The organism is Paludisphaera mucosa, from assembly GCF_029589435.1.
GTDB lineage: Bacteria > Planctomycetota > Planctomycetia > Isosphaerales > Isosphaeraceae > Paludisphaera > Paludisphaera mucosa.
This window is the reverse complement of the sequence record NZ_JARRAG010000001.1, coordinates 2,102,220-2,126,784: the sequence shown is the minus strand read 5'-3', so window position 1 is coordinate 2,126,784 and position 24,565 is coordinate 2,102,220. Positions and strand designations below refer to the sequence as shown.

Here is a 24,565-nt window from a genome sequence, read left to right as displayed (position 1 = left end):
CGCCGCCACGCGTCGACGAATCCAAGCGAATTCATCCCTGGAGGTCGGAACATGACGTGGCACTTGGCTTTCGCCGGGCTGAGGTTGGCGACGCTCGCCGTCGCGGCCGCCCTCGTCGCCTGCTCGCGTCCCGTCGCCGATCCCGCGGCTCCGCCTACCAAAGATGGCCTTCAGTCTAAAAAAGCTGAGAGCGTCGAGGTCAAGGATTATCCGCTCAAGGGCGAGGTGCGCAAGGTCGACGTCCAGGCCCGCGAGCTGCAGATCCGCCACGAGGAGATCGCGGGCTTCATGCCGGCCATGACGATGCCGTTCAAGATGCCCGAGGGGACGGATTTCGCCGACTTCCAGGCCGGCGACGTGGTCGAGGGGAAGCTGCGGGTGCAGTCGCGGGATGGATTGACGATCGACTACCAGCTCCTGGACCTGGAGGTCGTGAAGCCGGCGATCGGCTCCCCGCTCGTGCTGGAGCTGACCAAGGGCCTGCCCCGGCTCGTCGCCCAGCCGAGACGACTGCAGCCGGGGGACGAGGTGCCGGACTTCGCGATGATCGACCAGGACGGCGGCGCGCGGAAGTTGTCGGATCTGCGGGGATATGTCGTGGTCCTGACGTTCATCTACACGCGTTGCCCGCTCCCGGAATTCTGTCCGACGATGGATCGCAAGTTCTCCGAGCTTTCCCGGTCGGTGGCGGCGACGGCGAGCCGGGCGGCGAAGGTGCGGCTGGTCTCGCTCTCGTTCGACCCTGACCACGACACGCCGGAGGTCTTGCGCAAGCATGCGGCGATCCGAGGGGCGAAGCCGCCGGTCTGGACGTACGCCGCGGCCTCGCACGAGGATCTGGCGAAGATCGCCCCGCCCCTGGGGCTGGTCTTCGGGCCGGTCAAGGGCGAGATCGTGCACAACCTGTGCACGGCCGTGATCGGCCCCGACGGCCGGCTGGCCCGCCTGGAGGTGGGGACGCGGGCCAACGCCTGGGCCGCGTCCGACCTGCTGAAGACCATCGCCGGCCTGATCCCCGACGCCCGCTGAGGGGCGGAACGCCCGGGGCGGCAACCGCTTGCGGCGCCGCCGCGGGCCGGGGGCCCGCATGCGCGCGGGAGGCCGCCGCGGCACGCGCCAACAAATAGACGAATCTACGCGATTAAAGTTTGCAGATTGCGATTGACATGAGATCAACGAACCATAAGATGTCGACAAGCACCCACGTTGAGATACGTTCGCGCAAAGGTGTGAGCGTCTTGTTGTGCGTGCCGCCGTCCCGACCCGCCCCCGCGGGCCCGTCGCGGGCGGCCGTCGGCCTCGTCGCCGACCGCCCTCGCGCCGATCGTCCCCGCGGCCCCCGCCCGCCGCGGGTCGCGGGCCCGCCCGGGGCGTCGATCGCCGCCGACGACGCATCGCCCGAGTCCCGTACAGCTTAGGAGGTCGGAGTCATGGCAGTCGCCAAAGCAGTCCCCAAGTCGGCCGCGCCCAAGACGGCGGCCCCGAGTCGTTCCAAGTCGGTGAAGGCCGCCGACCAGCGGTTCCAGCAGGCCAAGCGGGCCTCGATCCTGCTCAAGCACGTCAGCGACCCCACCCGGCTCCAGGTCATCCTGATCCTGGCCGAGGGCGAGCGCCACGTCGGCGCCCTCTGCGCCCAGCTCAGCCAGAGCCAGCCGGCCGTCAGCCACCACCTGGCCCTCCTGCGGCACGGCAACATCATCGCCCCCCGCCGCCAGGGCAAGAACAACTTCTACAGCCTCACCGACACCGGCTCGGAGCTGGCCCGGGTGGTCAAGAACCTGATCGCCTGAACCCGCGGTTCCTATGTTCATCGGCTCGAAAGCGAATGCGAACGAGGCCGGGCCCGACGTCGTCGGCCCGGCCTCGTCGCGTCGAGGGCCGTGCGAAACCGCCCGGACGGCCCGCTCAGGGCAGCAGCCGCTGGCCGACGACGGTGTTGAGGTTCAGCATGCTCCGCCGGTGCCGGACCGCCGTATCCAGGTACGCCTTGACGTTGTCGTTGTAGACGCGTTGGGCTTCCAGGTACGAGACGACGTTCGCCTCCCCGCTCTGGAAGAGGATGAAGCGGTCGTTCTTCGACTGCTCGGACGACGGGATGATCTCGGACCGGATCCGCTTCACGATGTCGCGGGTGACGGCGTATTCGCGGGCCGCCTGGACGACCTCGGTGACGACCCGGCGTTCGATGTTCGCCAGCTCGATCTTGGATTGCTGGATGTTGATCCGCGCCCGCTCGATGTTCCCCTGGTTGCGGTTGTAGATCGGCATGGGGACCGTCAGGCCCACCCCCCAGGAATAGGCGCTCTTGAGGCCGTTGGGGGCGTTGTTCTGGAAGGTGTAGGGCTGATAGAGGACGTAGGCGTCCTGGTAGCGGTTCGCCGTCGCCAGCTTGTACCCCGCCTCGGCGGCCCGGACCCCGAGCCGGAACGAGACGACGTCGGGGCGGCAGGACAGGGCCATCCGCACCAGCTCTTCGACGGGCGGCGGCTCGGGGGCGCGATCCTCGATCGAGCCGCCGAAGTCCATCGCCTCCGCCTGCTCGGGGGGGATGTTCAGGAGGACGCCGAGCGTCCGCTTCGCGCGGCGGAGGTTCTCCTGCGAGTCCTGCAGGCCGACGGCGGCGATCTGCTGCTGCGACCGCACCTGGCTCACGTCGGCCCGCGAGGCCATGTCCTTCTCGTAGAGGAGGTTGGTGGCCCGGATGAGGCGATCGAAGCCCTCGGTGCTCGCCTGGGCGTAGCGGGCGATCTGGCGGGCCGACAGGATGTCCACGTAGGCCGTGTAGAGGTTGTTGATCTCGATCCGGACCGCGTCCTGGTACTGGGCCTCGGTGACGTGCAGCGCCTGGGTGGCGTAGTTGGTGCGGGCGCGACGCTTGAGCGAAAAATCGACCGGGTGGGAGATGTTCACGTCATACTGGGTCTGCCCGCCGGGCCGCTGGGTCGTGTAATTGCCGTAGGGGACGAGCTGGGCGTCGGCGAAGAAGATGGGGTTCGCCCGCAGGCTGGCCGTCAAGACGTCGGCGCGGGCCTGGGGGATCTCCAGCGACTTCGAGCGGAGGTCCAGGTTCTCGTGGACCAGCCGCTCGATCGCCTCGTCGATCGTCATCCCCCCGGGCGGCGCCTCCGCCTCTTCGCCCTCGGGGAGGGCCAACGTCCCGTAGAGCGAGGCGCGGGGGATCGGCAGGGACTCGGGCGCGCCGATGGCCCGGGGCCGGGGCGTGGGGCCCGCGTCAGGCGCGCTGATCGACGACGGCACGCGCGGGACGTTCGTCCCCCCGCCGGCCCCCATCAGGGGCTGGTCGCGGCCGGGCTGGATGCCGAACGGACCCTGGTCGGTCCCGGGCGCCGTCCCCAGGCGCGACTCCTGCGAGCCGGGCGTCAAACCGCCCAGGGCCTGCGGCAGCGACTCCTCCATCTGCGCGCCCGTGCTCTGAGAGCGCGCAGCCGCAACGAGCACAACCTGCATCAGGACGAAGCCCAACGCCCCCAGGATCACGGTCCGCGATCCCCTCGACCTCCCGTCGCTTCGGGTCGTCACCTGCGCCTCCTCCTCCTGCTGATCGCCGAGGACGCGTGCCGCGTCCGCGCCAGAGCCCAAACCAGGTCCGCCGAGCTTCCTGCTCCGTCTGGCTTATCGGCCGGGACCGGGAAACGCATTGAATCGTTCTTGACCATCCAACCTGCATTACCCTGTTTTCATAAAAACCCTGTCGTCCCCGAAATCGCTGCGACCCGCAGGGTCGCCAGGGTTACTTGACCATGATGTGGCGCGTAAGGGGGTTCAAATCGCCGGAAACCGCCATGAGTCCGGTGGCGTGCACTATCCTGCGGATGACTTGATGGTTACGTTATCGGGGAGCGGCGAACTCAGGACCTGCGTGGGCGTGAGTCCGGCTGGGGGGCGACATCGCAGATGAGTCTCACTCGACCGAGTCGTGACGAGCCCGGACGGGGCGGGATCGATCGACGCGAGTTCTTGCGGGCCGGCGGCCTGGGATTCGGGGCCTGGAGCCTGGCCGGCGCGGCTCGGATGTCGGCGGGGCCCCTCACGCCCGGCGATCGCGCGGTGATCCTCCTGATGCTCGTCGGCGGGCCCAGCCAGCTCGAAACGTGGGATCCGAAGCCCGACGCCCCCGAGGACGTCCGGGGCCCGTTCGGCTCGATCGCGACCCGCGTCGCGGGCGTGCGGATCAACGAGCACCTGCCCCGGCTCGCGGCCCGAATGGACCAACTGGCGCTGATCCGTTCGCTGCATCACGACGAGGCCCCCATCCACGAGACGGGCCTGCAACTGCTCCAGACCGGTCGCCTGAGCCGCGAGGACGATCACCCCCATTTCGGATCGACCGCCGCCAGCCTACTGGGACGACGCGATGGGGCCCCGCCTGCGTTCGCGGTGGTCCCCGGCCCCCTCGGGAACACGGGCGTCGAGCTGCCGCGGGGCCAGAAGGCCGGCCGGCTCGGTCCCGCGTGCGAACCGACGATACTCGATGCCGAGCGGAGGTCCGTGTCCTCGCTCGACCCGGCGGTCCGCAGGGCGATGGACCTCGGCGCCGAGTCGTCGCGGTCGCGAGACGCCTACGGTGCGACGCGCTTCGGCCGCGACTGCCTGATGGCGCGACGGCTGGTCGAGGCGGGCGTCCGGGTCGTGACGGTGAACATGTACGACACGGTGTTCGACCGCGTCTCGTGGGACTGCCACGGCGCGCGGCCGTTCAGCACGCTCGACGACTACCGCCGCGAGGTCCTGCCGACGTTCGACCGGGCGTTCTCGGCCCTGATCGACGACCTCCAGGCGCGGGGGATGTTGGAGACGACCCTGGTGGCGGCGGTGGGAGAGTTCGGCCGCACGCCGCGGATCAACGCGTCGGGGGGCCGCGACCACTGGCCGGGCGTCTGGAGCGCGGCGCTGGCCGGCGGGGGAGTGCAGGGGGGCCGGGTGGTCGGGGCCAGCGACGGACGGGCGGCGCAGCCCGCCGATCGGCCCGTCACCCCGCAGGAATGGTTGGCGACGATGGAGTTCGCGCTCGGCGTCGATCCGTCCTCGGTCGTCGAACCGACGGGCGCGGCCCCGGTGCACGAGCTGTTCTCCTGAGCGGCCGGACGATCGAACGAACGACGTGGTGAAGCGAGGCGCGGGCCGATGAAGGTTCGTGGAGGACGTCCGGGATGAGCATCGTCTTCTTCTGCTCCCATTGCGGGGCCCGATTCGAGATCGGCGAACAGGCGGCGGGCAAGGTGGGCCGCTGCAAGCGCTGCGGCGAGAAAATCACCGTGCCGCCCCCGGCTGCCGTCGCTGCTGCGGCTCCGGCCCGCGCTCCGGCCGCGGCCGTTTCGGAGGGCGGGGGGCCGGCCTGGCTCGCGCAGGTGACCAGCCAGGTCGCGCTGGCGCCCCTGACGATGGAGGGGATGCCGGGCTTGCGCAAGCCGAAACCGAAGGCGACGCCCATGGACGACGACCTGGGGGACTCGAAACCCTACGCCGTCGTGGAGACCTGGAAGGTCCCGGCCACCGACATCGTCCCCGGCGGGTCGCGCGCGGCGGGCGAGGTCAAGATCGCCTGGCGGGGCTGGTGGGGCACGATCCAGAAGCTCTTCCGGAGGCTCAACGAGTTCGCCTACCTGCTGTCGGTCCCCTTCCTGATCCTCCTGCTCATCGGCGCAACGATGCACAATCGCGGCCTGGCGCTGCTGGGCGGGGAGGCCGTCGTGCTGCTGAACATCGGCCGGGTCCTCACGGGCCTGGCGAACATCCTGGCCGTCCCCTTCCGCGAGGGGCCCGCCACGGGGCTGCTCTTCCTGTTCCCGCCCTACACGATCAAGTACATGATCGACCACTGGAAGCGGCTCAAGCGGCCCACCCAACGCGTCGTGACCCCGCTCTTGACGATCGGCGCGGTCATCCTGGCGTTCACCTTCCTCCCCTCGCTCTCGGGCGGGTCGGACGCGAAGGCCGAAGCGCGACCGAAGTCCGTCATCCTGGGACGCTGACCCACCCCCATCGAGTCCGAATATGAGCACGGATCAGAAGAACTCGGCCCCGGCCGAAGCGGATTCCTTCATCGACCTGATCCCGACCGAGGCCCACATGGCTCCCGTCGCCGACGACGAGGCCACGCTGCTCCTGGAGCGCTCGGCCGGCGTCGAAGGGTCGCTCGCGGGGAGCCTGGTGGCCGAGACCCACGGCCTGCGTCGGAGTCGGCTGGCGTCGGCGGCCGTCTTCCTGGCGGCGATCTCGACGGTGCTCCTGGTCTGGGGCCTTTACACGGGCGTCATCGTGAAGAATCCCGGGATGGGCGTGCTGCGGGTGGCGCGCGTCGTCATCGCGGTCGCGGTCGCCGCGTTGCTGTCCAGCCGGAGGCCCCTGTCGGGGACCTGGTTGAAGGCGATCGAATACGGCCTCTTCGGCTCGATGGTGGTGATGCTAGGGATCTCCGAATACCTGGTGAGCATCGACTTCCTCCGCGAGGGCGACGCGCTGGGGATGGCGACCTACATCAAGAACGGCGTCATCGGCGCGATCATGCTGATGCTGCTCTACGGCGCCATCATCCCCAACGACGCGATCACGGCCGCCAAGGTCATCCTGACGATGGCCCTCGTCCCCGTCCTCTCGTTCGCCCTGCTGATGGAGGTCGAGCACCCCGAGCTGATCGAGGACCTGGAGACGATGCGGTCGGCCGAGCACGCCGGCTCGAACGCGATCTCGCTGCTCATCGGCGCGTCGCTGGCGATCTACGTGGCGCACGTCCTCAACGGCCTGCGGAGGGAGCTGCACGACGCCCGCAAGTTCGGCCAGTACCAGCTCGGCCGCCGGCTCGGGGTCGGCGGCATGGGCGAGGTCTTCATGGCCGAGCACCAGCTGCTCAAGCGTCCCTGCGCCCTGAAGCTGATCAAGCCCGACTCCGGGGCCGACCCGCTCGCCCTGGCCCGGTTCGAGCGCGAGGTCAAGTCGGCGGCCCGGCTGTCGCACCCGAACACGATCGCCATCTACGACTACGGCCGGACCGACGAGGGGACGTTCTACTACGTGATGGAATACCTCCCCGGGATGAGCCTGCACGACCTGGTCGGCCAGTACGGGGCGCTCCCCGCCGGCCGGCTCGTCTACCTGATGCGGCAGGTCTGCGCGGGGCTGGCCGAGGCGCACTCGCTGGGGATCATCCACCGCGACCTGAAGCCGGCCAACATCTTCGTCGCCCTGCGGGGGGGCGAGGCCGACGTCGCCAAGGTCCTCGACTTCGGCCTGGTGAAGCTCACGGCCGACCCCAACGCCCCCGAGCTGACGACCGACCGGACCGTCAGCGGCACGCCCTCGTTCATGGCCCCCGAGCAGGCCACCGGCGAAAGCCCCGTCGACCCCCGCACCGACATCTACGCCCTGGGCGCGATCGCCTACTACGCCCTGACCGCCAAGCTGCCGTTCCAGGGGACGACGGCCATGGCCATCATGATCGCCCAGGTCCGCGACCCGGTCGTCCCGCCGTCGAAGGTGAAGGAGGGGGTCCCCGAGGACCTGGAGCGGATCATCCTCCGCTGCCTCTCCAAGAACCCCGACGACCGCTACCCCGACGTCCGCACCCTGGGCCGAGAGCTGGCCAAGTGCTCGTCGGCGGCCGACTGGGACGAGGACCGGGCCGAGCAGTGGTGGAACTCGCTCGTCCAGCCCGTCGCCGCCCCCGTCGCGACGACGTGAGCGGCGTCCGGCCGGCTCAGCGGGCGGCCTGCGGCCCGGCGGGCTTGTAGCCGGGCGCGGCGAGGAAGTTCGCCACCGGCTTGCCGTCTTCGAGGTTCCAGATCCGGACCTCGCCGTCCCAGCCGCCGGAGGCGGCCTGCTTGCCGTCGGGCGAGACGGCCAGGGCGTAGATCCAATCCTTGTGGCCTTCGAGCGTCTTGAGGGCCTTGGCGTCGTCGAAGTTGAACGTGCGGACCTTATTGTCGGCGCCGGCCGCGGCGAGCGTCTTGCCGTCGGGGGTGAGGGCCACGGCGAACACCGCGCCGCCGAAGCCGCCGAACTTGCGGACCTCCTTGGCCTCGCCGTCGATGGTCCAGACCCGCACCTGGGCGTCGCCGCCGGCCGAGGCCACCGACTTGCCGTCGGCCGCGAAGAGGACGCCGTAGACCGACTGGGCGTGGCCCGGGAACGTCACCAGCGACTCCTTCTTCTCGACGTCGAAGACCTTGCTCGTCTTGTCGCGGCTGGCCGTGGCGAGCAGCTTGCCGTCGGGGCTGAAGGCGACGTCGAGGACCCAGTCGGCGTGGTCCTCCACCTGGAAGAGCAGGTCGCCCTTCGCCGTGTCGTAGACCCGCAGGACGCGATCCGCGCCGGCCGTGGCGACCCTGGCGCCGTCGGGCGAGAAGGCGACGGCGAAGACGGCGTCCTGGGCCTCGGCCATGTCGCGGACGAACTTCGGCGGGGCGCCCGGCTCGACCGAGTAGAGCTTGGCGAGCCCGTAGAGCCCGGGGTCGCCGCAGGCCGCGGCCATCCACTTGCCGTCGCGGCTGAAGGCGACGTCGTAGGTCCGCTCGGGGAGCCCCTTGACTCGGCCGTCGAGAGCGCCGTCGGGCTTCCAGGCCGTCACCTCGTGGTAGCCCGAGGCCTCGACGCGGCCGTCGGGCGTGAAGGCGACCGCCGTGATCGGGACCGCGACCGGGTAGGCCTCGGGGGCCTCCACCTTCCGGGTCTTGCGGAGCAGGAACGTCCAGTCCTCGTCGGGCGACTGGCCGTCGTACTTGGCGCCTTCGGTCACCCAGCGCTCGAGCAGGGCGATCTCGGCGGCGGGCAGGGGCTCCTGCTTGAACGGCATGCGGGGCTCGCCGGCGGGGCGGATCAGCTCGACGAGGTAGCTCTCGTCGGGCTTGCCGGGCTCCAGCGTGACGTCCTCGCCGACCTTCCCCCCCTTGGCGAGCTTGGCGAAGCTCGTCATCACGTACTTGCTCTCGGGCTTCTTGGGGTTGTGGCAGGCGATGCAGTTCCGCACCAGGATCGGCGCGACGTCGGTCATGAAGCTGACCGGCTTCGGGGCCGGCGGCGGCTCCTCGGCGAGCGCCGGGAGGGCGGGCGCGGACGACGAGATCAGGACCGCGGCGAGCAGGGACCGTCGCGACGAGGAGGGGCGGGGCATGCGCGGGCTCCCGGGGCTGGGGATAATCATTTCGGCTGGGCCGCGACGATCTTGAAGGCGACCGGGGCGGGGGGGAAGGCGTAGTCCTTCTTGTCGATCTGGAACGCGGCGAGGGCCTTGGCGGCGGCCTCGGCCGGCTTGGCGTCGGCGTCGGCGACGACCTTGACGACGAAGTCCGTCGCCTCGGGGGCGACGGTGGTCGGCTCGGCCTTGAGGCCCGCGGGGAGCCCATCCAGCTTCACGACGACGGGGTCCTTGAAGGCCCCCTTGCGGACGACCTTGCCCTTGAGTTCCACCGTCGCGCCGGGGGCCGCCTCGTAGGCCGGCTTCTCCAGGGTCAGTTCGATCGGCCGGACGACGTTGAGGGCGACGACGGGGGCGTCGATCGTCCGCTCGCCGGGCGCGAACTTGCCCTTGGCGTTGAAGCCGATCGTCGTGGCCCCGAGCGCCGCGTCGGCCCCGACGGCGACGACGAGCGCCGCCTGGTCGGCCTTCTCGGCGACCTTGACGACCGCGGCCGTGAACCCGGCCGGCAAGGTCAGGGCGGTCAGGTCCATCGCCGCGTCGGCCCCGGCCGTGCGCGCGATCTTGACCGGGATCGTCGCCGGCTGGCCGTGGACGGCCTCGATCGGCCCGGCGGGCGCGTCGAGCGTGACGAGCCCCGGCAGCGTCGGGGCCGTCGCCAGGGCCTCGCGTTCGCGGACGTTCGTCGCCAGGTAATCCTGCTGGGCGAAGACGTCCCGGCGCGAGGCGATGCGCCGTATCGGCCCGGCCGGGCCGGCGGCCTCGCCGACGATCTTGAGGTCGGCGACGGCGAACGCGGCGTCGCCGGCCGCCGCCAGCGAGATCCTCCCGATCGCCTGGCCCGCCGCGATGCTGCCCGGCCGGAACGTCAGCCCCGCGGGCGGGTCGAGCACGGAAAGCGTAACCGGCCCGTCGTAGCCCTTGCGGTCGAGCGTCACGGCGACGACCGCGGAGCCGCCGCGGGGCACGTTCGACTCGGAGGCGTCGAGTGCGATTTCGAAACCCGGCGCGGCGGGCTCGACGACGATCCGATACGGGAAGCCGACCCCCCCGCGCTTCTCCAGGTCGCGCAGGACGAGCGTGATCTCGTCGACGTCGGCGGGGACGTCGACCGTCAGGGCCGGGTCGGGGTCGATCATCTTCACGGCGACGCCGTTCTTCATCGGCCCGGGCGTCGACTGGTCGTCGGCGTTGGCGATGGCGGCGCCCTTGGCGTTCAGCACCTGCAGCACGCCGTCGAGGCTCGAACCCAGCCGGCCGGCGTCGACCCGAATCTTCAGCTTGGCGCCCGGCTTGGTCGCCACGACGAAGCGGTCCTCGTCGCCCGGGGTATCGATGCGGCCGTTGAGCACGACGGGCGCGGCGACCCGGACCGGCGCGGCGGCCGGATCGGCCGGCTCGCGAATCTCGGGGGCGTCCGAGACCACCAGCGGCCGCAGCGATTCCACGTCGAGGCCGTTCGCCCCGGCGAACAGGGGCGGATGGATGGCGGTGTTCGGCAGGGGGACGAGCCGAGCGACGGCCGTCCGGATCTCGGCCGAGGTCCCGCCGCGCAGCTCGAAGCCGTCGGTCTCGCCGGCCCGGCCGCCGAGGGGGTAGACTTCGTCGGCGATGGGGATCTCGCCGATCAGCAGGCGATAGATGGGCCGGCCGCCGCCCGCGTATCGCGAGTCGGAGAGCTCGACGACGTAGTCGCCGTCCTCGGGCAGCTCGGTCGTCAGCCGGGCGTCGGTCAGCAGGCCCGGCGTGTCGTCGGCCGCGGCCATGAATCGCCGCGTCGGGGTCGCCTGCGACAGCTTGATCGACGGGTCGATGCCCGAGCCGACTCGTGCGCACTGGGCGTCGACGACGATCCGCTGGCCCTTCTTGCCCGCGAACTTGTAGAAGTCCACGTCGTTGCCGGCGACGCGGCCTTCGACGTCCACGGGCGTCGCCGCGAGCGCCTGAGGGGCCTCGAACCGGCTGTTCTCCTCGACCTCGGCGACCTGCGGCAACTGCCCGACCGCGAAGAGCAGGGGGCTCGACACGCCGTCGTCGGTCTGCACGCGGATCGGATACGCGCCGACGGCGACCGTCGCGGGCACGACGATCTTGAAGGCCCAGGCCTCGGGCTTGCTGCGCTCGGGGGGCAGGGCCTCGACCTGGAACGGGAAGGGGGCGATCAGACGGGGGTTGGCCCCCAGGTCGGTCCCCGTGAGCGTGACCTCGGCGGCCTCGCCGCGACGCACGCCGAACGGGGCGGCGTCGCTCAGCTTCGGAGGGGCCGCCGTCGCCGCCGTCGCCGCGACGAGGAAGCCCGACGCCAGCAGGGCGCAACGACGAGGTCGGTTCATGGATCCAGCTCCATACCTTTGTTCGTACGGGCCCGTCGAGGCCAAGGGGGAGGACGCTGCGGGGGGAGGAAGCGGTTTGAAGAAGTCTCCAACGTCGGTTCAACGTCGCACGCCGTCGCCGGTTTGTCAAGGATCGCACCCACGCCGCCGGGGTGGACGCTTGACACGGACGCCCCGCGGGAGAAAGCTGAGACCATCGCACATGCGTCCGCCCCGAACCTCTCCACGACGGTCGACCTGAGGATCATGCCCGCCCCGCCCCAGCGTCGATCCTGGTCCCGCTCCGGCTCGCGACTCGTCGCGACGCTGGTCGCGCTCGCGCTCGTCGCGGCGTTCGGGCCGACGGCGTCGGCCTCGGCGACGGACGCGCACAGCGCGGTCTGCAAGTGCGGGCCCCGCTGCCGGGGCGCCGCCTGCTGCTGCGGGTCGAAGGCGGACCGGCCCCGGGCACCCGGGCGCGCGCCCGAGAAGCGGCCCGCCCGGGCGACGATCGACCCGGCCTCGAACGGCCCGTGCCTCGGCTCCACGCCCTGCGGCGACCCCGCCGCGCCGGCGCCGGCCGTCACGGGCGCGTCGGGCGAGGCCGCGCTCTCCACCTTCCTCGTCGCCCGCGGCGTACGTCTGGGCGGCCTCGTCGCCCCTCCCACCTCCGATCGTCACGCTTCGCGCGGATCCGTCCGCCTCGATCGACCCCCCAAGGCGGACGCGTCGGCCTGAGCCGTCCGGCTCACGTCGTCGCAGCGGAAGCCCCGTCGCTCCATCGCGGAGCGGCGGGCCGCGCCACGTCCGTTTCTCGATTCGACGTCGATCGTCCCGGCCGGGCTCAGGAATCCCCCGCCGGCGCGATCGTACGCACCCGTGATCATTCATCGAGGGGTTGGGATATGCGGAATCGAAGGGCTTTCACGCTGATCGAGCTGCTCGTGGTCATCGCGATCATCGCCGTGCTGATCGCACTTTTGCTGCCGGCCGTGCAGGCGGCGAGGGAGGCGGCGCGGCGGGCGCAGTGCACGAACAACCTGAAGCAGCTCGGGCTGGCGATGCACAATTATCATTCGTCGCTGAACGTCTTCCCGGTCGGGTTCCTGTACCCGCGGACGGGCCAGGTCTATCCCGGGGTGCCGGCGCTTCATTACCGATGGTCGGTGCTGGCGCAGCTCTCCCCGTACCTGGAGCAGTCGACGGTCTACAACGCGCTCAACATGGAATGGCCCATCGCGGCCGGCCCGGCGAGCGTGCTGGGGACGCCCCCCTGGACGCCGTTCGGGGCGAACACGACGGTCATGGCGGCGAAGGTCTCGGTCTTCCTCTGCCCGAGCGATCCGGCCGCGCCCCCGACGACGTTGCCCGGCGGCGTGCTCTCGGGGCCGTCGAACTACCAGTTCTGCACCGGCGACGGCTCGCCCGGCACCGCGAACCCCGGCGACGCCGGGCTGACCGTCGCGGCCAACGGCGCCTTCCTGCTGGGGCCGCCGCAGTCGGCGTCGAGCGTCGTCGACGGATCGAGCGGGACGGTCGCCGCGTCGGAGCAACTCATCGGATCGGCCGGCGGCGGCGCATCGACCCGCACCGGCCCCACGCCGCCGGCCGACGTCCGCCGCGCCGCCGCGATCGGCTCGACGCCGCTGAGCGACGCCGGCTGCGCGAGCCCCACCGGCTGGCGGCTCGACAAGGGCTACGGCTGGTGGGACGGCGACTATCGCACGAGCCTCTACAACCACTACCTGACGCCGAACGCCATGGCTTACGACTGCTGGCAGTCGAGCCCGCCCCACAACCCGGCGATCAAGGCGGCCCGCAGCAACCACCCCGGGGGCGTCGCAGCGCTCTTCTGCGACGGCCACGTGCAGTTCGTCAAGGACTCCGTGAGCCTTCCCACCTGGCGGTCGATCGCCACCCGCAACGGCGGCGAGGTCGTCTCGTCGGACGCGCTCTGACGGGTCAAGGCGGGTCGTAGCCGCCGGGGTGCCAGGGGTGGCAGCGCAGGACGCGCCGCACACCCCTGGCCACGCCCACCACCAGGCCGTATTTGCGCAAGGATTCGATCATGTACCGGCTGCAGCTCGGGTGGAAGCGGCAGGCGTTGCCGAACAGCGGGCTGATCGTGACCTGGTAGACGCGGATGCAGGCGACGATCAACCCGACGGCCAGCCGGCCGGGGAAGGCGAGCACGCGACCGGCGAGGCCGGCGGCCCCGGTCACGGCGCGGGCTTCGGATCGCGGGGGCGGGCCGGCGCGCGCAGGCGGCGGGCGGCGTCGCGGGCGAGGACGGAGAGCGAGTCGCGGACGGCCTCGAAGCTCGCCAGGGGCGCGCGCGGCAGGACGATCAGGTCGACGCCCGGCGGCAGGTCGGCCTTGGTCAGCCGGAAGGCCTCGCGGATCAGCCGCTTGATCCGGTTCCGCGCCGAGGCCTTGCGCACCCGCTTCCGCGACACCGACACGCCCAGCCGGGGGTGTTCGAGGCCGTTCTCGGCGCCGTAGACGATCAGCACGGCGTCGGAGACCGATCGCTTGCGGTCGAAGGCCCGCCGGAAATCGGCGGGGGCCTTGATGCGCTCGTGGGGGCGGAAGGTCAGGTCCGGGGTCGTCACGCGGGTCGATCCTTCTCCGTCTCGGGCTTGGGCGTGGTTTCGGGTCGCAGCTGGGAGGGGTCGAGCAGGGGGGCGACGCGGGCCATCCCCAGGCGGCTGCGGATGATGTCGGCGCGGCGCCTCAGGTGCCAGATCAACAGGGCGCAGACGGCCGCGAGCGTGGCGAGGAGGGCCGTCAACAGGCCGGCCACGGCGCGACTCAGACGGCCGCGCGCCTCGGGATGTTCGCGGAGGATTCGCCCCAGCCGGGTCTTCGGCCCCGGGGCGTCGGGCGGCGGGTCTTGGCGCATGGTCGAGTGCCGTTCATGAGGGCCTGTCGGGGGAGTCGGGCGCGTCGACAAGGCTTTGCAGCTCGGCCGCCAGGTCCGAGAGATGGTGATGCAGGTGCGACATCCGGTCGCGGAGCCGGAGGATCACCTCGACCCCCGCCAGGTTGACCCCCAGGTCGCGCTGATAGGTCATGATCGACCAGATCCGCCGCACCTGGGCGGGCTCGTAGCCCTCGACGTCCCCCTCCTGGATGCACCGGACCAGGCCCAGCCGCTCGTAGCGGACGAGGACCTGGGGGGAGATCGAGAGGTGCCGGGCGACGCTTTCTCGGGGGATGATCCGTTCGTTCATGGCCGGCTCGGATTAGAGGGCGAGGGGACCGCTCACTCCCGATGGGGGACGAACTTCACCAGAGCCCCGCCCGCGGGTCCTGCTTGTTGAGTTCGGCGAATTCCTGGATGAGGCGCTTGCTCTCGTCGTCGATGTTCTTGGGGGCGACGATCCGGACGACGACGAACAGGTCGCCGTCGGGCTTCCCGCCCGAGCCGGGCACGCCCTGGCCCTTGAGCCGCAGCTTCTGGCCGCTGGAGGTCCCGGCTGGGATCGTCAACGACTTCATGCCGTCGAGCGACGGGACCTCGATCCTCGCGCCCAGGACGGCCTCGGCCACCGTCAGGGGGACCTCGACCAGCAGGTTGCGGTCCTCGCGCTTGAAGTACGGGTGGGGCTCGACGGTCAGGATGATGGTCATGTCGCCGGCCGGCGCGCCCTTGGGGCCGGGCTCGCCCTGGCCCTTGAGGCGGAGCTTGGAGCCGTCGTCGACGCCGGGCGGGACCTTGACGACCAGGCTCTCGCGCTTGCCGTCGCCGCGCTGGACGTCGATGGAGGTCTGGCCGCCGCGGACGGCCGTGAGGAAGGGGATCGACAGGTGGGCCTCGACGTCGCGGCCGGCGCGGGGCTTGCCGGCCGCCCGCCCGCCGCCGCCGCGCATCCGGCCGATCAGGTCCTCGAACAGGCCCGAGCCCCCTTCTTCGCCCCCGTGCCCGCCGCCGCCCTGGGCGAACGAGCCGAAGAAGTCGCTGAAGTCCACGGTCTCCTGGCCCGGCTGGCCGAATCGGGCGGTCCACTCCGAGGCGCTCGTACGAGGGCCGGCGGACCCCATGCCCTCGAAGCCGGCCGCGCCGTAGCGGTCGTACAGGGCCCGCTTTTCCTGATCGGACAGGATGTCGTAAGCCTGCTGGACTTCCTTGAAGCTCTTCTCCGCGCCCTTGTCGCCCGGGTTGACGTCGGGATGATACTGCCGCGCCAGCTTGCGGTAGGCTTTCTTGACGGCGTCGGCGGTGGCGTCGCGCGCCACCCCGAGGACCTCGTAGTAATCACGATCAGGCATAACGCTTTACGACCTTTAGGCCCAGGGGATCGACCCGTATCATTCTAGTCCGCCCCGCCGGCGATTCCAAGCGAGCCGGCTCGACGGTGGGTCAGGCCAGGTTCTGGGGGCCGAACGCCCCCGGGAGGAGCTGGTCCAGGGTCGTCTCGATCGCGTCGGGGCCGTCGCAGGCCGAGACCACGACGCACGTCGGCCCGAACTCGTTGAGCACCTGGCGGCAGGCGCCGCAGGGGGCGGTGGGCGTCGGCGTGGGGGTGTAGATCAGGACCGCCCGGACCGAGGGCGTCCCGCCGGCCGCCGCGAGCTGGAAGACGGCGTTCCGCTCGGCGCAGATCGTCAGGCCGTACGACGCATTCTCGACGTTGCAGCCGGAGAAGACCGCGCCGTCGCCGCCCAGAACGGCCGCGCCGACGCGGAACTTGCTGTACGGGCAATAAGCGTGGGCCGCCGCCGCCTTCGCGGCCGAGAGCAGCCGGACGCGGTCCTCGTCGGAGAGCATCGGCGGTCCTCCCTCGCGGATTCCAGGTTACTCCGTCGACGCGCCGACCTCCGCCGGGGCCGGCTCGGAGACGCCGGCGCGATGGCAGAAGTCGCCGAAGGTCTCGCCGTCCAGGCGTTCGGCCTTGAAGCGGGCGAAGATCGGGGCCAGCTCGAAGGCGATCTGGTCGTGCGGGACGTAGTCCTTGAACTCGACGTTGATCCGGTCGCCGATCGTCCGGCCGCCGAGGAAGACCGTGTAGGTCCCGGGGCCGGGGAGGCCGTCGGGGCCGATCTTCGCCGACCGCCCGACCAGGCCGACGTCGGCGTTGTAGGGCCGGGCGCAGCCGTTGGGGCAGCCGGTCATGCGGACGGTCAGCCGCTCGTTTTCGAGCCCCTGGCGGAGCAGCTCGGCTTCGAGCATGTCGATCACCGAGGGGAGGGCCCGCTCGGCGTCGGTCACGGCGAGGCCGCAGGTGGGCAGGGCGGGGCAGGCCATCGACCAGCGGCGGACGGTCGAGACCTTCTCGACGCTGGCGATGCCGTACTCTTCGAGCCAGGCGTTGATCTCGTCGCGCCAGGCCGGCTCCAGGTCCATGAGCAGCATCTTCTGCTGGCAGGTCAGCCGGCCGGGCGTCTGGTATTTCTCGAAGAACGCCTTCAGGCCGCTGGCCAGCCGCAGCGGGCCGTCGTCCTTGATCCGGCCGTTCTGAACCGGGATGCCCAGGTAGAGCTTGCCGTCGCCCTGCTCGCGCCAGCCCATGTGGTCGTCGACGTCGGTGACGTGGACGTCCTTCGGGTCGACGAGCTTGCGGCCGAGGTACTCCTCGACCTTGGCCCGGAAGGCGGGCATGCCCCAGTCGGCGATCAGGTACTTGATCCGGGCCCGCTTGCGGTCGGAGCGGTTGCCGAAGTCGCGGAAGACCCGGACGACCGCCTCGCCGACGGCCAGGATCTCGTCGCGGGCGGCGAAACCCATCGGCAGCGCGAGCGCGGGGAAGGTCTTCTCGGCGCTCGGGGTGGTCCCCAGGCCGCCGCCGACCAGCACGTTATAGCCGACGATCGAGTCGCCCTCGACGACCGCCAGGAACCCCAGGTCGTTGGCGAGGATGTCGGTGCAGTTGTCTTCCGGGAAGGCGAAGGCCGTCTTGAACTTGCGCGGCAGGTACGTCTTGCCCAGGATCGGCTCGACCGCGTCCTCGCCGGCCTGCTTGACGAGCGGGGGGCCGGCGGGGGGGAGGGTCTCGATCTTCTCGCCGTCGAGCCAGACGTCCCAGTAGGTGCTGGCGCGGGGGGCGACGTGCGACGCCCAGGCCAGGGCGTCGTGGTTCAACTGCTCGTGCTTCTTATCCTTGATCGGCGCGGGGCAGGCCAGGACGTTGCGCTCGACGTCGCCGCAGGCCGCGAGCGTCGACAGCAGGTTCTCGTTGAGGTGGCGGATCACCACGGCCAGGTCCTGCTTCAGGATGCCGTGGAACTGGAACTCCTGGCGGGTCGTGATCCGGAGCGTGCCGTTGCCGACCACCCGGGACAGTTCGTCGCAGACCCCGTACTGCTCGGCGGTCATCCGGCCGCCGACCATCCGGATCCGGACCATGACCATGTAGGCCTTGTCCTTCTTCTCTTTCTTGAGCTTCGTCCGCAAGTCGCGGTCGTCCTGCATGTACGCGCCGTGGAACTTGAGGATCTGCCCGGCGTCGTCCGAGAAGGTCGGCTCGTCGTTCAGCAGCTCGTCGGCCACCATCTGCTTGAGATAGCCGCTCGCCGCCTTCAAACCCTCGTTCTTGCTCAGCTTGGGCGTGGCCGGACCCCCGTTCGCCTCTGTCATGATCGCACCTCTTCGCGAAGCCTCGACGGAATCTCGACTATCCTAGCGAACATGGTCGTGTATTCGCCAGGGAGATGAAGAAGCCGACGACGCGGCCGCCGGGCCTGCGATCGTCGGGTCGACGCCGAATTACTTGGGGATGTCGGCGGCGGGGGGGGGCGTGGGGACGTCGATGGGCTGCTGCAGGACGGAGCCGGCGGCGTTGGCGGCCTCGATGCGCTTCTGCTGGGCCTGGAATTCGATGGCCTTGTTCAGCGACTGGAGGATGATCTCGGTGTTGTCCTCGACGTTCGCGTTGGGCGGGGCCTGGAAGGCGAAGTCGGCGTCGTTGACGGCGGGGTCGACCTGGACGTTGGAGTAGACGAGGATCAGCTCGCTGGGATCCTGCCTCTCGATGCTGCTCTTGGCGCCGATCCGTCGGCCGTCGAAGCCGACCTGGCGGGTGTCGATCAGGGAGGTGGCGTTGCGGCCCCGGAGTTCGAGCCGGTACGGCCAGCCGGTCTCCTTGTCGATGGTGAGCGTCGCGAAGCTGGGGATGTACGGCGGGAGGGCGCCGGCGGCGGGGACGGGGCGCTGGTCGGGCGTGACCAGGCCGGCTCGGTCGCGCCAGCCGCCCTTGAGGATGTAGACGGCCTTGCCTTCGAGGTCGCCTTCCTCTTTCTGATCGAACCGGACGGCCTTGCGGACGCCGGCGAGGAGCGCCTCGGGCCCGGTGAAGCCGAGGCTGGCGAGGATCTGCTCGCGGAGGGTCTTGTCGATGTCGGGCGTCTCGAGGCGTTCGAGGATCGGCTTGACGCTGAGCTTGCGATACGACTGGGAGTCGAGGATCTTCTGGTAGTCCCACAGCACGTCGCCGTTGCTGACCTGCAGCAGGGTGCCGGTCGACCCGGGGAGTCCGGCGACGTCGAGCCGCAGGTAGACGCGAGCGCCCGTGGCCTTGATGTAGCGGCCCTTGATCTGGAACTTCTGCCCCAGCATCTTGACGTCTTGCACCAGGTCCGCCGAAACGGCCTTGACGGCGGCGATTTTTTTGATCGCCACGTCGATCAGGATCTCGGCCTCGGTGGGGGGCTCCTCGGGCTTCTCGGCCGGGGCGGCCCCCGGCGCGCCCGGGGCGGTCGCCGCAGGAGCTTGCCCGGGCTGGGGTTGGGGCGGAGCGCCCGGCGCCTGGGCGTGCGCCGGCGGGGCGATCCAGGCCCCGACGAGGGCCGCGGCGAGCGTGATTTGGCGGGCGAACCGGTTAGTGCGCATAGTCGGGGTGTACGCAATTTCTCAAGGGTACGGGAAGGATGCCCGATCATATCCCTGGGCGTCTGGAGACGCAAGTCCGGCGGACGGTCCGCAGGCCCAGCCGGGAGGCGGGCCCTGGCGGAGGTTGGGGTCGCGGGCGAGTCGCCAGGCACGACGGCTCGACCGGGCCGAGTCGGTCGCACAGGATGTCAGGACGACACACATTCTCCCCGATCGGCAGATCGGAAGCGATCGGCCCCGGGCCGGCCGTCTTCGGTCGTGGGAGTTGGAGAGGATTTCCATGCAAACCATCGGTATGCTGCTGCTGGCGGCGGCCGCCACCGGCGACGGATTCGGCTACGGCGACGCCGGCGTCGGCCTGAAGAAGTGGCTGCGCCCCCACGTCGTGGCCAGCTCGCACACGCCGCCCCCGGGCGGCCCGCAATACAGCGCCGCCACCATGGGCGGACCCGGGGCCGGGGGCGCCGCGCAGGGCCGCCGCTTCGTGAACACGAAGAGCCAGGTCTACTTCCTCGACCCGGACAAGATGAACATCAGCTGGCAGACCGGCACCGGCCCGACCGGCGAGCGGTCCTACGGCGGCGTCCCGCTGGTCGTCCCCGGCCGCTACAACTTCAACCAGGGCTACATCTACCGGTTGAAGCTGTCGGCCATCCCGGGCCGGCCCAACGTGGCCCTCTATCCCACGGTCGAGATCGCCCCGACCACGCCGGCCACCGACGCCTACCTGGCGCACAACGCGATCCCGGTCCAGTTCACGGCCGAGGATTTCGACCAGGTCGTCGACGGCGGCAACTTCGTCACCAAGGTCATCTACCTGCCCGATCCCAAGTATCAGGAAGTGGCCGTCTCGGGCGTGGAGACCCTGGTCTCGACGCGCCTGGAGCCGGGCGTCGACCCGATCATCGAGGCCGACAAGCGGGGCACGATCCTGCTGATCGTCCGCCTCGGCGCCATCGACCTGGAGAACAACTCGGGCGCGGTCGGCGGCCTGCCTTCGGGCCCGGTCGTCGGGGCCCCGATCGAGGGCGGCGTGGTCAACCCGGCCCCGGTGCTCGCCCCGTCCGCCGGGATCGTCCCGCCGGTCACCGAGCTGCCCCCGGGCGCCCTGCCCGCCGGCGTGACCGCCCCCCCGGCCTCCGAGGCCGTCCCGGTCGACGCCGCCCCGGCCCCCGGCATCACGCCGCCGGCCCCGGCCCCGTCGATCCCGGCCCCGAGGCCCCCCGCGCCGGCCGCCGAGGTCCCCCGGCCCCCGAGGCCGCCGCGCCCGCCCCGACCCCCGAGCCGCCCGCGGCCGCCCCGCAGCCCTGATCCCAGGATCGACGGCTGCCACGGCCCGAACCCGAAGGCCCCGGCGGGAGCGTCCCAGCGACGCCTCCCGGCGGGGCCTTCGCCGACCGGCCGGCCGCGTCGGGCGTCCCTTCCCTTTTCCCACGAGCAAGGATCTTGGTCGATGAGCCGACACGCAAAACCACTCGACCGTCGGTGGATCAGAGGTGGGATCGTCGCCGTCGCCCTGGGCCTCGCGCCGGCCTCGCGGGGGTCCGACGCGCTCGCCCAGGACGTCGCGCCGTCGCCGGCCCCGGCGCCCGCGCCGGCCGGGGACGTCCCTGAGCCGACCCCGGCGCAGTCCCTCGCGCCCGCCCCGGCCGACGCGCCGGCGGCCCCGACGCCCGGGATCGTCACGCCCGAAGGCCACGGCCCGCCCGTCAGCCCGCTGCCCGATCCCAACATCCAGACCGTCCGCTTCCAGGGCCCCGAGAAATTGACGGTCGAGGTCCTGGCCCCGCAGCCGACCGCCGCGAGCGTCGGCGACGGCGGCGGCATCCTGACGACCGGCCTCCAGCGCGGCGTGGGCTACCGGCTCCGCCTCGCCAACATCCCCAACCGCCCCGACGCCGAGCTGTTCCCGGTCGTCGAGGTCGTGGGCCACATGCACCGGCCCGCCGAGATCGACCCGGGCAAGTACCCCATCCGCGTCGTCTTCAGCGACGAGGAGCTCTGGGACGTCGTCGACCACGGCCGGATGATCACGAAGGTCGTCTACCTGGAAGACCCCGACCAGGCGCTGCCGCTCAAGCTCGGCAAGGACAAGATCGCGGTCGTCCAGATCAACCCGTCCGAGGATCCGGTCCGCGTGGCCGCGGCGCTGGGGCGGGTGGTCGCGATCGTCCGCATCGGCGGCCGGCGGCCGACCCTCGACGAGATCCAGGCGGGCGCGACCGGCGACGTCGTGCTCGACCGCATCGCCGCCCCCACGGGCGGGCGCTGCGCCTTCTCGTGCGGCGGCGACCCGTGCACGCTCCCCAGCGGCCCGGCCTGCCCGCCGCTCGTCCCCGGGGCCCGGCCCACGCTCCCCCGCGACGAGTACCTCTGCGACGGCGGCGACCGCGGCGCCAAGGCGGGCGTCGGGGCCGGCGGCATGCTGCGGGGCGTCGACCCCCGCGACGCCGTCGTCCGCTTCGACGTGGGGATCGAGAACTACGCCGACCCCAAGGTCCTCCCCACCAACCGCGTCTGCATCTACGCCCCCCGCTTCGCCGAGGTCCGCGTGAGCACCGGGACCATCGAGAACGTCGAGATCCACGGGCTCAACCTGAACACCCTGACGCAGAAGCCGGTCCAGGCCGCGAAGGTCGACGACTCCCGCCGCCTGGTGCAGAACCAGGCGCCCGAGCTGGCCCGCGACCGCCGCAGGGTCCAGGCCGCGCTCGGCAAGGTCTACCCCGGCGTGGGCTCGGAGGTCCGCGGGGCGATGGGCTACGGCAACGTCCAGCAGGCCAAGATCGGCTCGCAGGCCCAGGCCGCCGGGACCGAGCGGCTCCGCCAGGCGCCGGTCGTCGCCCGCGACAAGATCAAGCTGTCGGGGATCAAGACGGCCGAGTCGCCGATCGTCGCCGACCTCGTCCAGGGGACGGCCGAGGCGATCCGCAGCCAGCCCACGCTGGAGATGACGGGCGTGGAGACGCCGCCGAACCGCCCCGGCCTGGCCGTCGTCAAGCGGGTCGACGTCTCCGAGGCCGAGCCCGGCGACGTCGTCACCTACGCCATCGCCTACCGCAACATGGGCAACACGCCGATCCGTTCCGTCAGCATCGTCGACAGCCTGCTGCCGAGGCTCGAATACGTCCCCGGCTCCGCCAAGGGCCCGAAGGGCTCGGAGTTCACCGCCGGCGAGAACCAGGCCGGCTCCACCGAGCTGAAGTGGGACCTCCGGGAGACCATCCCCCCCGGAGCCTCCGGCTACGTCTCGTTCCAGGCCGTCGTCCGCTGAGGCGGACGATCGCAGCCTCCTGAGGGCCGGGCGAGGGTGAGACGCATCAAGGTGCTCTCGCCCTTTCATCCGGCCTTCTTCGTTCGCGATCCGCCCACGCCGAGCACCGCCGCCATCGGCCGAGGACTCGGAGAATCTTGAGCCGAATCCCGCTTTCGCTGGACGAGTCGCGGCGATTCGACCGATAAAGCGGGCGGGAGCGTCCTTCGGAAGCCGCCGGGTCGCCTAGCGCGGAGCCGGGTCCGAAGGCGGGATACGACGACGAGGTCGGCCCGGGACGACGCCCCGCCGTCGAGGAAGCCGGATGACTCGCCCGTCGCGCCGACGCACGAAACCGCCTGGAGGGGCTGGGAAGCCGCCCCCACGGTCGGTCGCATCGATCGCCGGCGGACTCCTGGGCCTCGCCCTCCTGGCCGCCCCGGCCCCGGTCGAGGCCCAGGCGCCTGCGGGCGACCAGGTCGCGGCGACGGTCGACCGGCTCGCCCGACGGCTTGAAGAGCTGGAGCGTCGCAACGCCGCGCTGGCCGACCAGAACCAGTCGCTCACGCAGCGCGTCGACGAGCTGAACCGCCGCCTGGACGGGGGAGAGGCGAAGCCGGCCGCGGCCGAATCGTCGACCGACGCGGAGCCGCTCCCAACCCCTCCCGTCCCCTCGTCATCCGCGCCCGGGGCCGGCGCCGGTCCGCGGTCGCCCGGCACGGAGCTGGACGCCGACGCCGGGGTCGGCGGCGAGTCCGACGCCGACCCGCCCCGCGGCGTCGGGTCTGCCTTCGACGACTCGTCGGGCCCCTCCCGGTTCAAGGTGGGCGACTACGACGAGGCGCTGGGCGCCTACGTGCTGGTCCGGCCCAACGACGCCCAGCGCGTCCCTTTCGAGCTGCGATTCGACCTCATCACCCAGGCCCGCTTCCAGAACTTCGCCAAGAGCCGCGACTCCTGGGTCGACGCCGAGGGCGTGCGCGAGCCGATCCGCAGCTTCAATTCGTTCGAGGTCTCGCGCAACTTCGTGGTCTTCTCGGGGTTCGGCATCGATCCCAGGCTCCAGTTCACGGCGATCGTGTTCTCGTCCACGCCGATCAACGACACCGTGTACCTGGGTTGGATCAACTACCGCTTCAACCGCGCCTTCGACCTCCGCGTCGGCAACTGGCTCATCCCGGGCACGCGCGAGTGGTACGAGTCGTTCCGTCACACCCTGGGGGCCGACCGGCTGATGGCCACGACCTTCTTCCGGCCCAACATCAGCCCGGGGATCTGGGCCCAGGGCGAGCCGATCGACGGCCTGAACTACGTGGCGATGGTGGCGAATTCGCTGAGCCGGTTCACGCAGGGCGTGGCGACGCGCGTGGGATCGTCGCTGGCCTTCGGCGGGACGGTCTGGTGGGAGCCGACCGACGATTACGGCGTGGGGGTCTCGGACGTCGAGTTCCACCAGGAGCGCAGCTTCCGGTTCGGGACCAACGTCAACATCGCCCACGAGTCGAACCAGGGATTCTCGCTGGCGGCGGTCCGGAACCCCGAGGACACGCTGATCCGCCTCTCCGACGGCACGCCCCTCTTCCGGCCCGATGTCCTCGCCCCGGGGGTGGAGCTGCAATCGACCAACCTGCAGCTTTGGACGATCGACGCGGCCATGAAGCACCGCGGCTTCGGGATCTCGGGCGAGTACTTCTTCCGCTGGCTGGACGGCTTCCAGACCATCGGCGGGCGCTCGCCCTACAACTCGCTCTTCGACACCGGGGCCCTGCTGCAGGGGGGATATTTCCTCAAGCCGCACAAGCTCGAGGCGTTCGCCCGCTCGTCGTTCGTGACGGGCCGGTTCGGCGGCGGCGTCGAATACGGCGGCGGCGTGAACTGGTACCCTCGCGGCGCGCGGACCTGGCGGACGACGTTCGAGGTCCTGCGGGTCCAGGGCTCGCCGGCCCAGAACTTCATCACCGGCTACCGCGCCGGCGAGACCGGCACGCTCTTCCAGGTCCAGTGGCAGACGGACTTCTGAG

At 71.2% G+C, this 24,565-nt stretch carries 20 protein-coding genes; 9 read left to right on the top strand and 11 right to left on the bottom strand.

The window, feature by feature from the left end:
* Positions 1 to 51 precede the first annotated feature (51 nt).
* Positions 52 to 1,029 (top strand): SCO family protein, encoded by a 978-nt coding sequence (locus PZE19_RS08495; protein ID WP_277860155.1) that lies wholly within the window; start codon positions 52 to 54, stop codon positions 1,027 to 1,029.
* A 401-nt stretch (positions 1,030 to 1,430) separates the two neighbouring features.
* On the top strand, positions 1,431 to 1,790 hold the full coding sequence (locus PZE19_RS08490) for an ArsR/SmtB family transcription factor (RefSeq protein ID WP_277860154.1): 360 nt from the start codon (positions 1,431 to 1,433) through the stop codon (positions 1,788 to 1,790).
* A 115-nt stretch (positions 1,791 to 1,905) separates the two neighbouring features.
* On the opposite strand, the gene PZE19_RS08485 is transcribed toward PZE19_RS08490, so the two are convergent.
* Positions 1,906 to 3,540 carry a TolC family protein gene (locus tag PZE19_RS08485; protein WP_277860153.1) on the bottom strand — a complete coding sequence of 545 codons (1,635 nt, stop codon included), beginning with the start codon at positions 3,538 to 3,540 and terminating at the stop codon, positions 1,906 to 1,908.
* A gap of 375 nt (positions 3,541 to 3,915) precedes the next feature.
* Between PZE19_RS08485 and PZE19_RS08480 the strand changes: the two genes are divergently transcribed.
* From PZE19_RS08480 to PZE19_RS08470, 3 genes are all read left to right on the top strand, one after another.
* A complete protein-coding gene (locus PZE19_RS08480; protein ID WP_277860152.1) occupies positions 3,916 to 5,097 on the top strand; it encodes a DUF1501 domain-containing protein in 1,182 nt (393 codons plus the stop codon).
* A gap of 74 nt (positions 5,098 to 5,171) precedes the next feature.
* Positions 5,172 to 5,993, top strand: coding sequence for a zinc ribbon domain-containing protein (locus PZE19_RS08475; protein ID WP_277860151.1), 822 nt, complete (start codon positions 5,172 to 5,174; stop codon positions 5,991 to 5,993).
* A gap of 22 nt (positions 5,994 to 6,015) precedes the next feature.
* Positions 6,016 to 7,698, top strand: coding sequence for a serine/threonine-protein kinase (locus PZE19_RS08470; RefSeq protein WP_277860150.1), 1,683 nt, complete (start codon positions 6,016 to 6,018; stop codon positions 7,696 to 7,698).
* Between the two features lie 16 nt (positions 7,699 to 7,714).
* On the opposite strand, the gene PZE19_RS08465 is transcribed toward PZE19_RS08470, so the two are convergent.
* Together PZE19_RS08465 and PZE19_RS08460 are read right to left on the bottom strand one after the other, a co-directional pair.
* Positions 7,715 to 9,127, bottom strand: a complete 1,413-nt coding sequence (locus PZE19_RS08465; RefSeq protein ID WP_277860149.1) for a c-type cytochrome domain-containing protein — start codon at positions 9,125 to 9,127, stop codon at positions 7,715 to 7,717.
* 26 nt (positions 9,128 to 9,153) lie between these two features.
* On the bottom strand, positions 9,154 to 11,484 hold the full coding sequence (locus tag PZE19_RS08460; RefSeq protein ID WP_277860148.1) for a hypothetical protein: 2,331 nt from the start codon (positions 11,482 to 11,484) through the stop codon (positions 9,154 to 9,156).
* Positions 11,485 to 11,730: 246 nt separating this feature from the next.
* Between PZE19_RS08460 and PZE19_RS08455 the strand changes: the two genes are divergently transcribed.
* A complete protein-coding gene (locus PZE19_RS08455) occupies positions 11,731 to 12,201 on the top strand; it encodes a hypothetical protein (protein ID WP_277860147.1) in 471 nt (156 codons plus the stop codon).
* 167 nt (positions 12,202 to 12,368) lie between these two features.
* A complete protein-coding gene (locus PZE19_RS08450; protein ID WP_277860146.1) occupies positions 12,369 to 13,421 on the top strand; it encodes a DUF1559 family PulG-like putative transporter in 1,053 nt (350 codons plus the stop codon).
* Positions 13,422 to 13,425: 4 nt separating this feature from the next.
* On the opposite strand, the gene yidD is transcribed toward PZE19_RS08450, so the two are convergent.
* From yidD to PZE19_RS08410, 8 genes are all read right to left on the bottom strand, one after another.
* Positions 13,426 to 13,686 (bottom strand): membrane protein insertion efficiency factor YidD, encoded by a 261-nt coding sequence (gene yidD, locus PZE19_RS08445; protein ID WP_277860145.1) that lies wholly within the window; start codon positions 13,684 to 13,686, stop codon positions 13,426 to 13,428.
* Positions 13,683 to 14,075, bottom strand: coding sequence for a ribonuclease P protein component (gene rnpA / locus PZE19_RS08440; protein WP_277860144.1), 393 nt, complete (start codon positions 14,073 to 14,075; stop codon positions 13,683 to 13,685). Before rnpA ends, yidD begins: the two co-directional genes overlap by 4 nt.
* Positions 14,072 to 14,365 (bottom strand): hypothetical protein, encoded by a 294-nt coding sequence (locus PZE19_RS08435; protein WP_277860143.1) that lies wholly within the window; start codon positions 14,363 to 14,365, stop codon positions 14,072 to 14,074. The genes rnpA and PZE19_RS08435 overlap by 4 nt, the downstream gene beginning before the upstream one ends.
* Before the next feature lie 13 nt (positions 14,366 to 14,378).
* Positions 14,379 to 14,696: a chaperone modulator CbpM gene (locus PZE19_RS08430; RefSeq protein WP_277860142.1), complete on the bottom strand. Its 318-nt coding sequence runs from the start codon at positions 14,694 to 14,696 to the stop codon at positions 14,379 to 14,381.
* A gap of 55 nt (positions 14,697 to 14,751) precedes the next feature.
* Positions 14,752 to 15,735: a DnaJ C-terminal domain-containing protein gene (locus PZE19_RS08425; protein WP_277860141.1), complete on the bottom strand. Its 984-nt coding sequence runs from the start codon at positions 15,733 to 15,735 to the stop codon at positions 14,752 to 14,754.
* Positions 15,736 to 15,826: 91 nt separating this feature from the next.
* The gene (locus tag PZE19_RS08420; protein WP_277860140.1) at positions 15,827 to 16,234 is read right to left on the bottom strand and encodes a cytidine deaminase; all 408 of its coding nucleotides are present in this window, start codon (positions 16,232 to 16,234) and stop codon (positions 15,827 to 15,829) included.
* A gap of 27 nt (positions 16,235 to 16,261) precedes the next feature.
* Positions 16,262 to 18,040 carry an NADPH-dependent assimilatory sulfite reductase hemoprotein subunit gene (locus PZE19_RS08415; protein ID WP_277860139.1) on the bottom strand — a complete coding sequence of 593 codons (1,779 nt, stop codon included), beginning with the start codon at positions 18,038 to 18,040 and terminating at the stop codon, positions 16,262 to 16,264.
* Between the two features lie 129 nt (positions 18,041 to 18,169).
* Complete coding sequence (locus tag PZE19_RS08410; RefSeq protein ID WP_277860138.1) at positions 18,170 to 19,291, bottom strand: LolA family protein; 1,122 nt, start codon at positions 19,289 to 19,291, stop codon at positions 18,170 to 18,172.
* A 280-nt stretch (positions 19,292 to 19,571) separates the two neighbouring features.
* Here PZE19_RS08410 and PZE19_RS08405 point away from each other — a divergent pair, with 280 nt between their 5' ends.
* Together PZE19_RS08405 and PZE19_RS08400 are read left to right on the top strand one after the other, a co-directional pair.
* On the top strand, positions 19,572 to 22,565 hold the full coding sequence (locus tag PZE19_RS08405; RefSeq protein WP_277860137.1) for a DUF11 domain-containing protein: 2,994 nt from the start codon (positions 19,572 to 19,574) through the stop codon (positions 22,563 to 22,565).
* A gap of 304 nt (positions 22,566 to 22,869) precedes the next feature.
* The gene (locus tag PZE19_RS08400; RefSeq protein WP_277860136.1) at positions 22,870 to 24,564 is read left to right on the top strand and encodes a putative porin; all 1,695 of its coding nucleotides are present in this window, start codon (positions 22,870 to 22,872) and stop codon (positions 24,562 to 24,564) included.
* The last annotated feature ends 1 nt before the right edge of the window (position 24,565 follow it).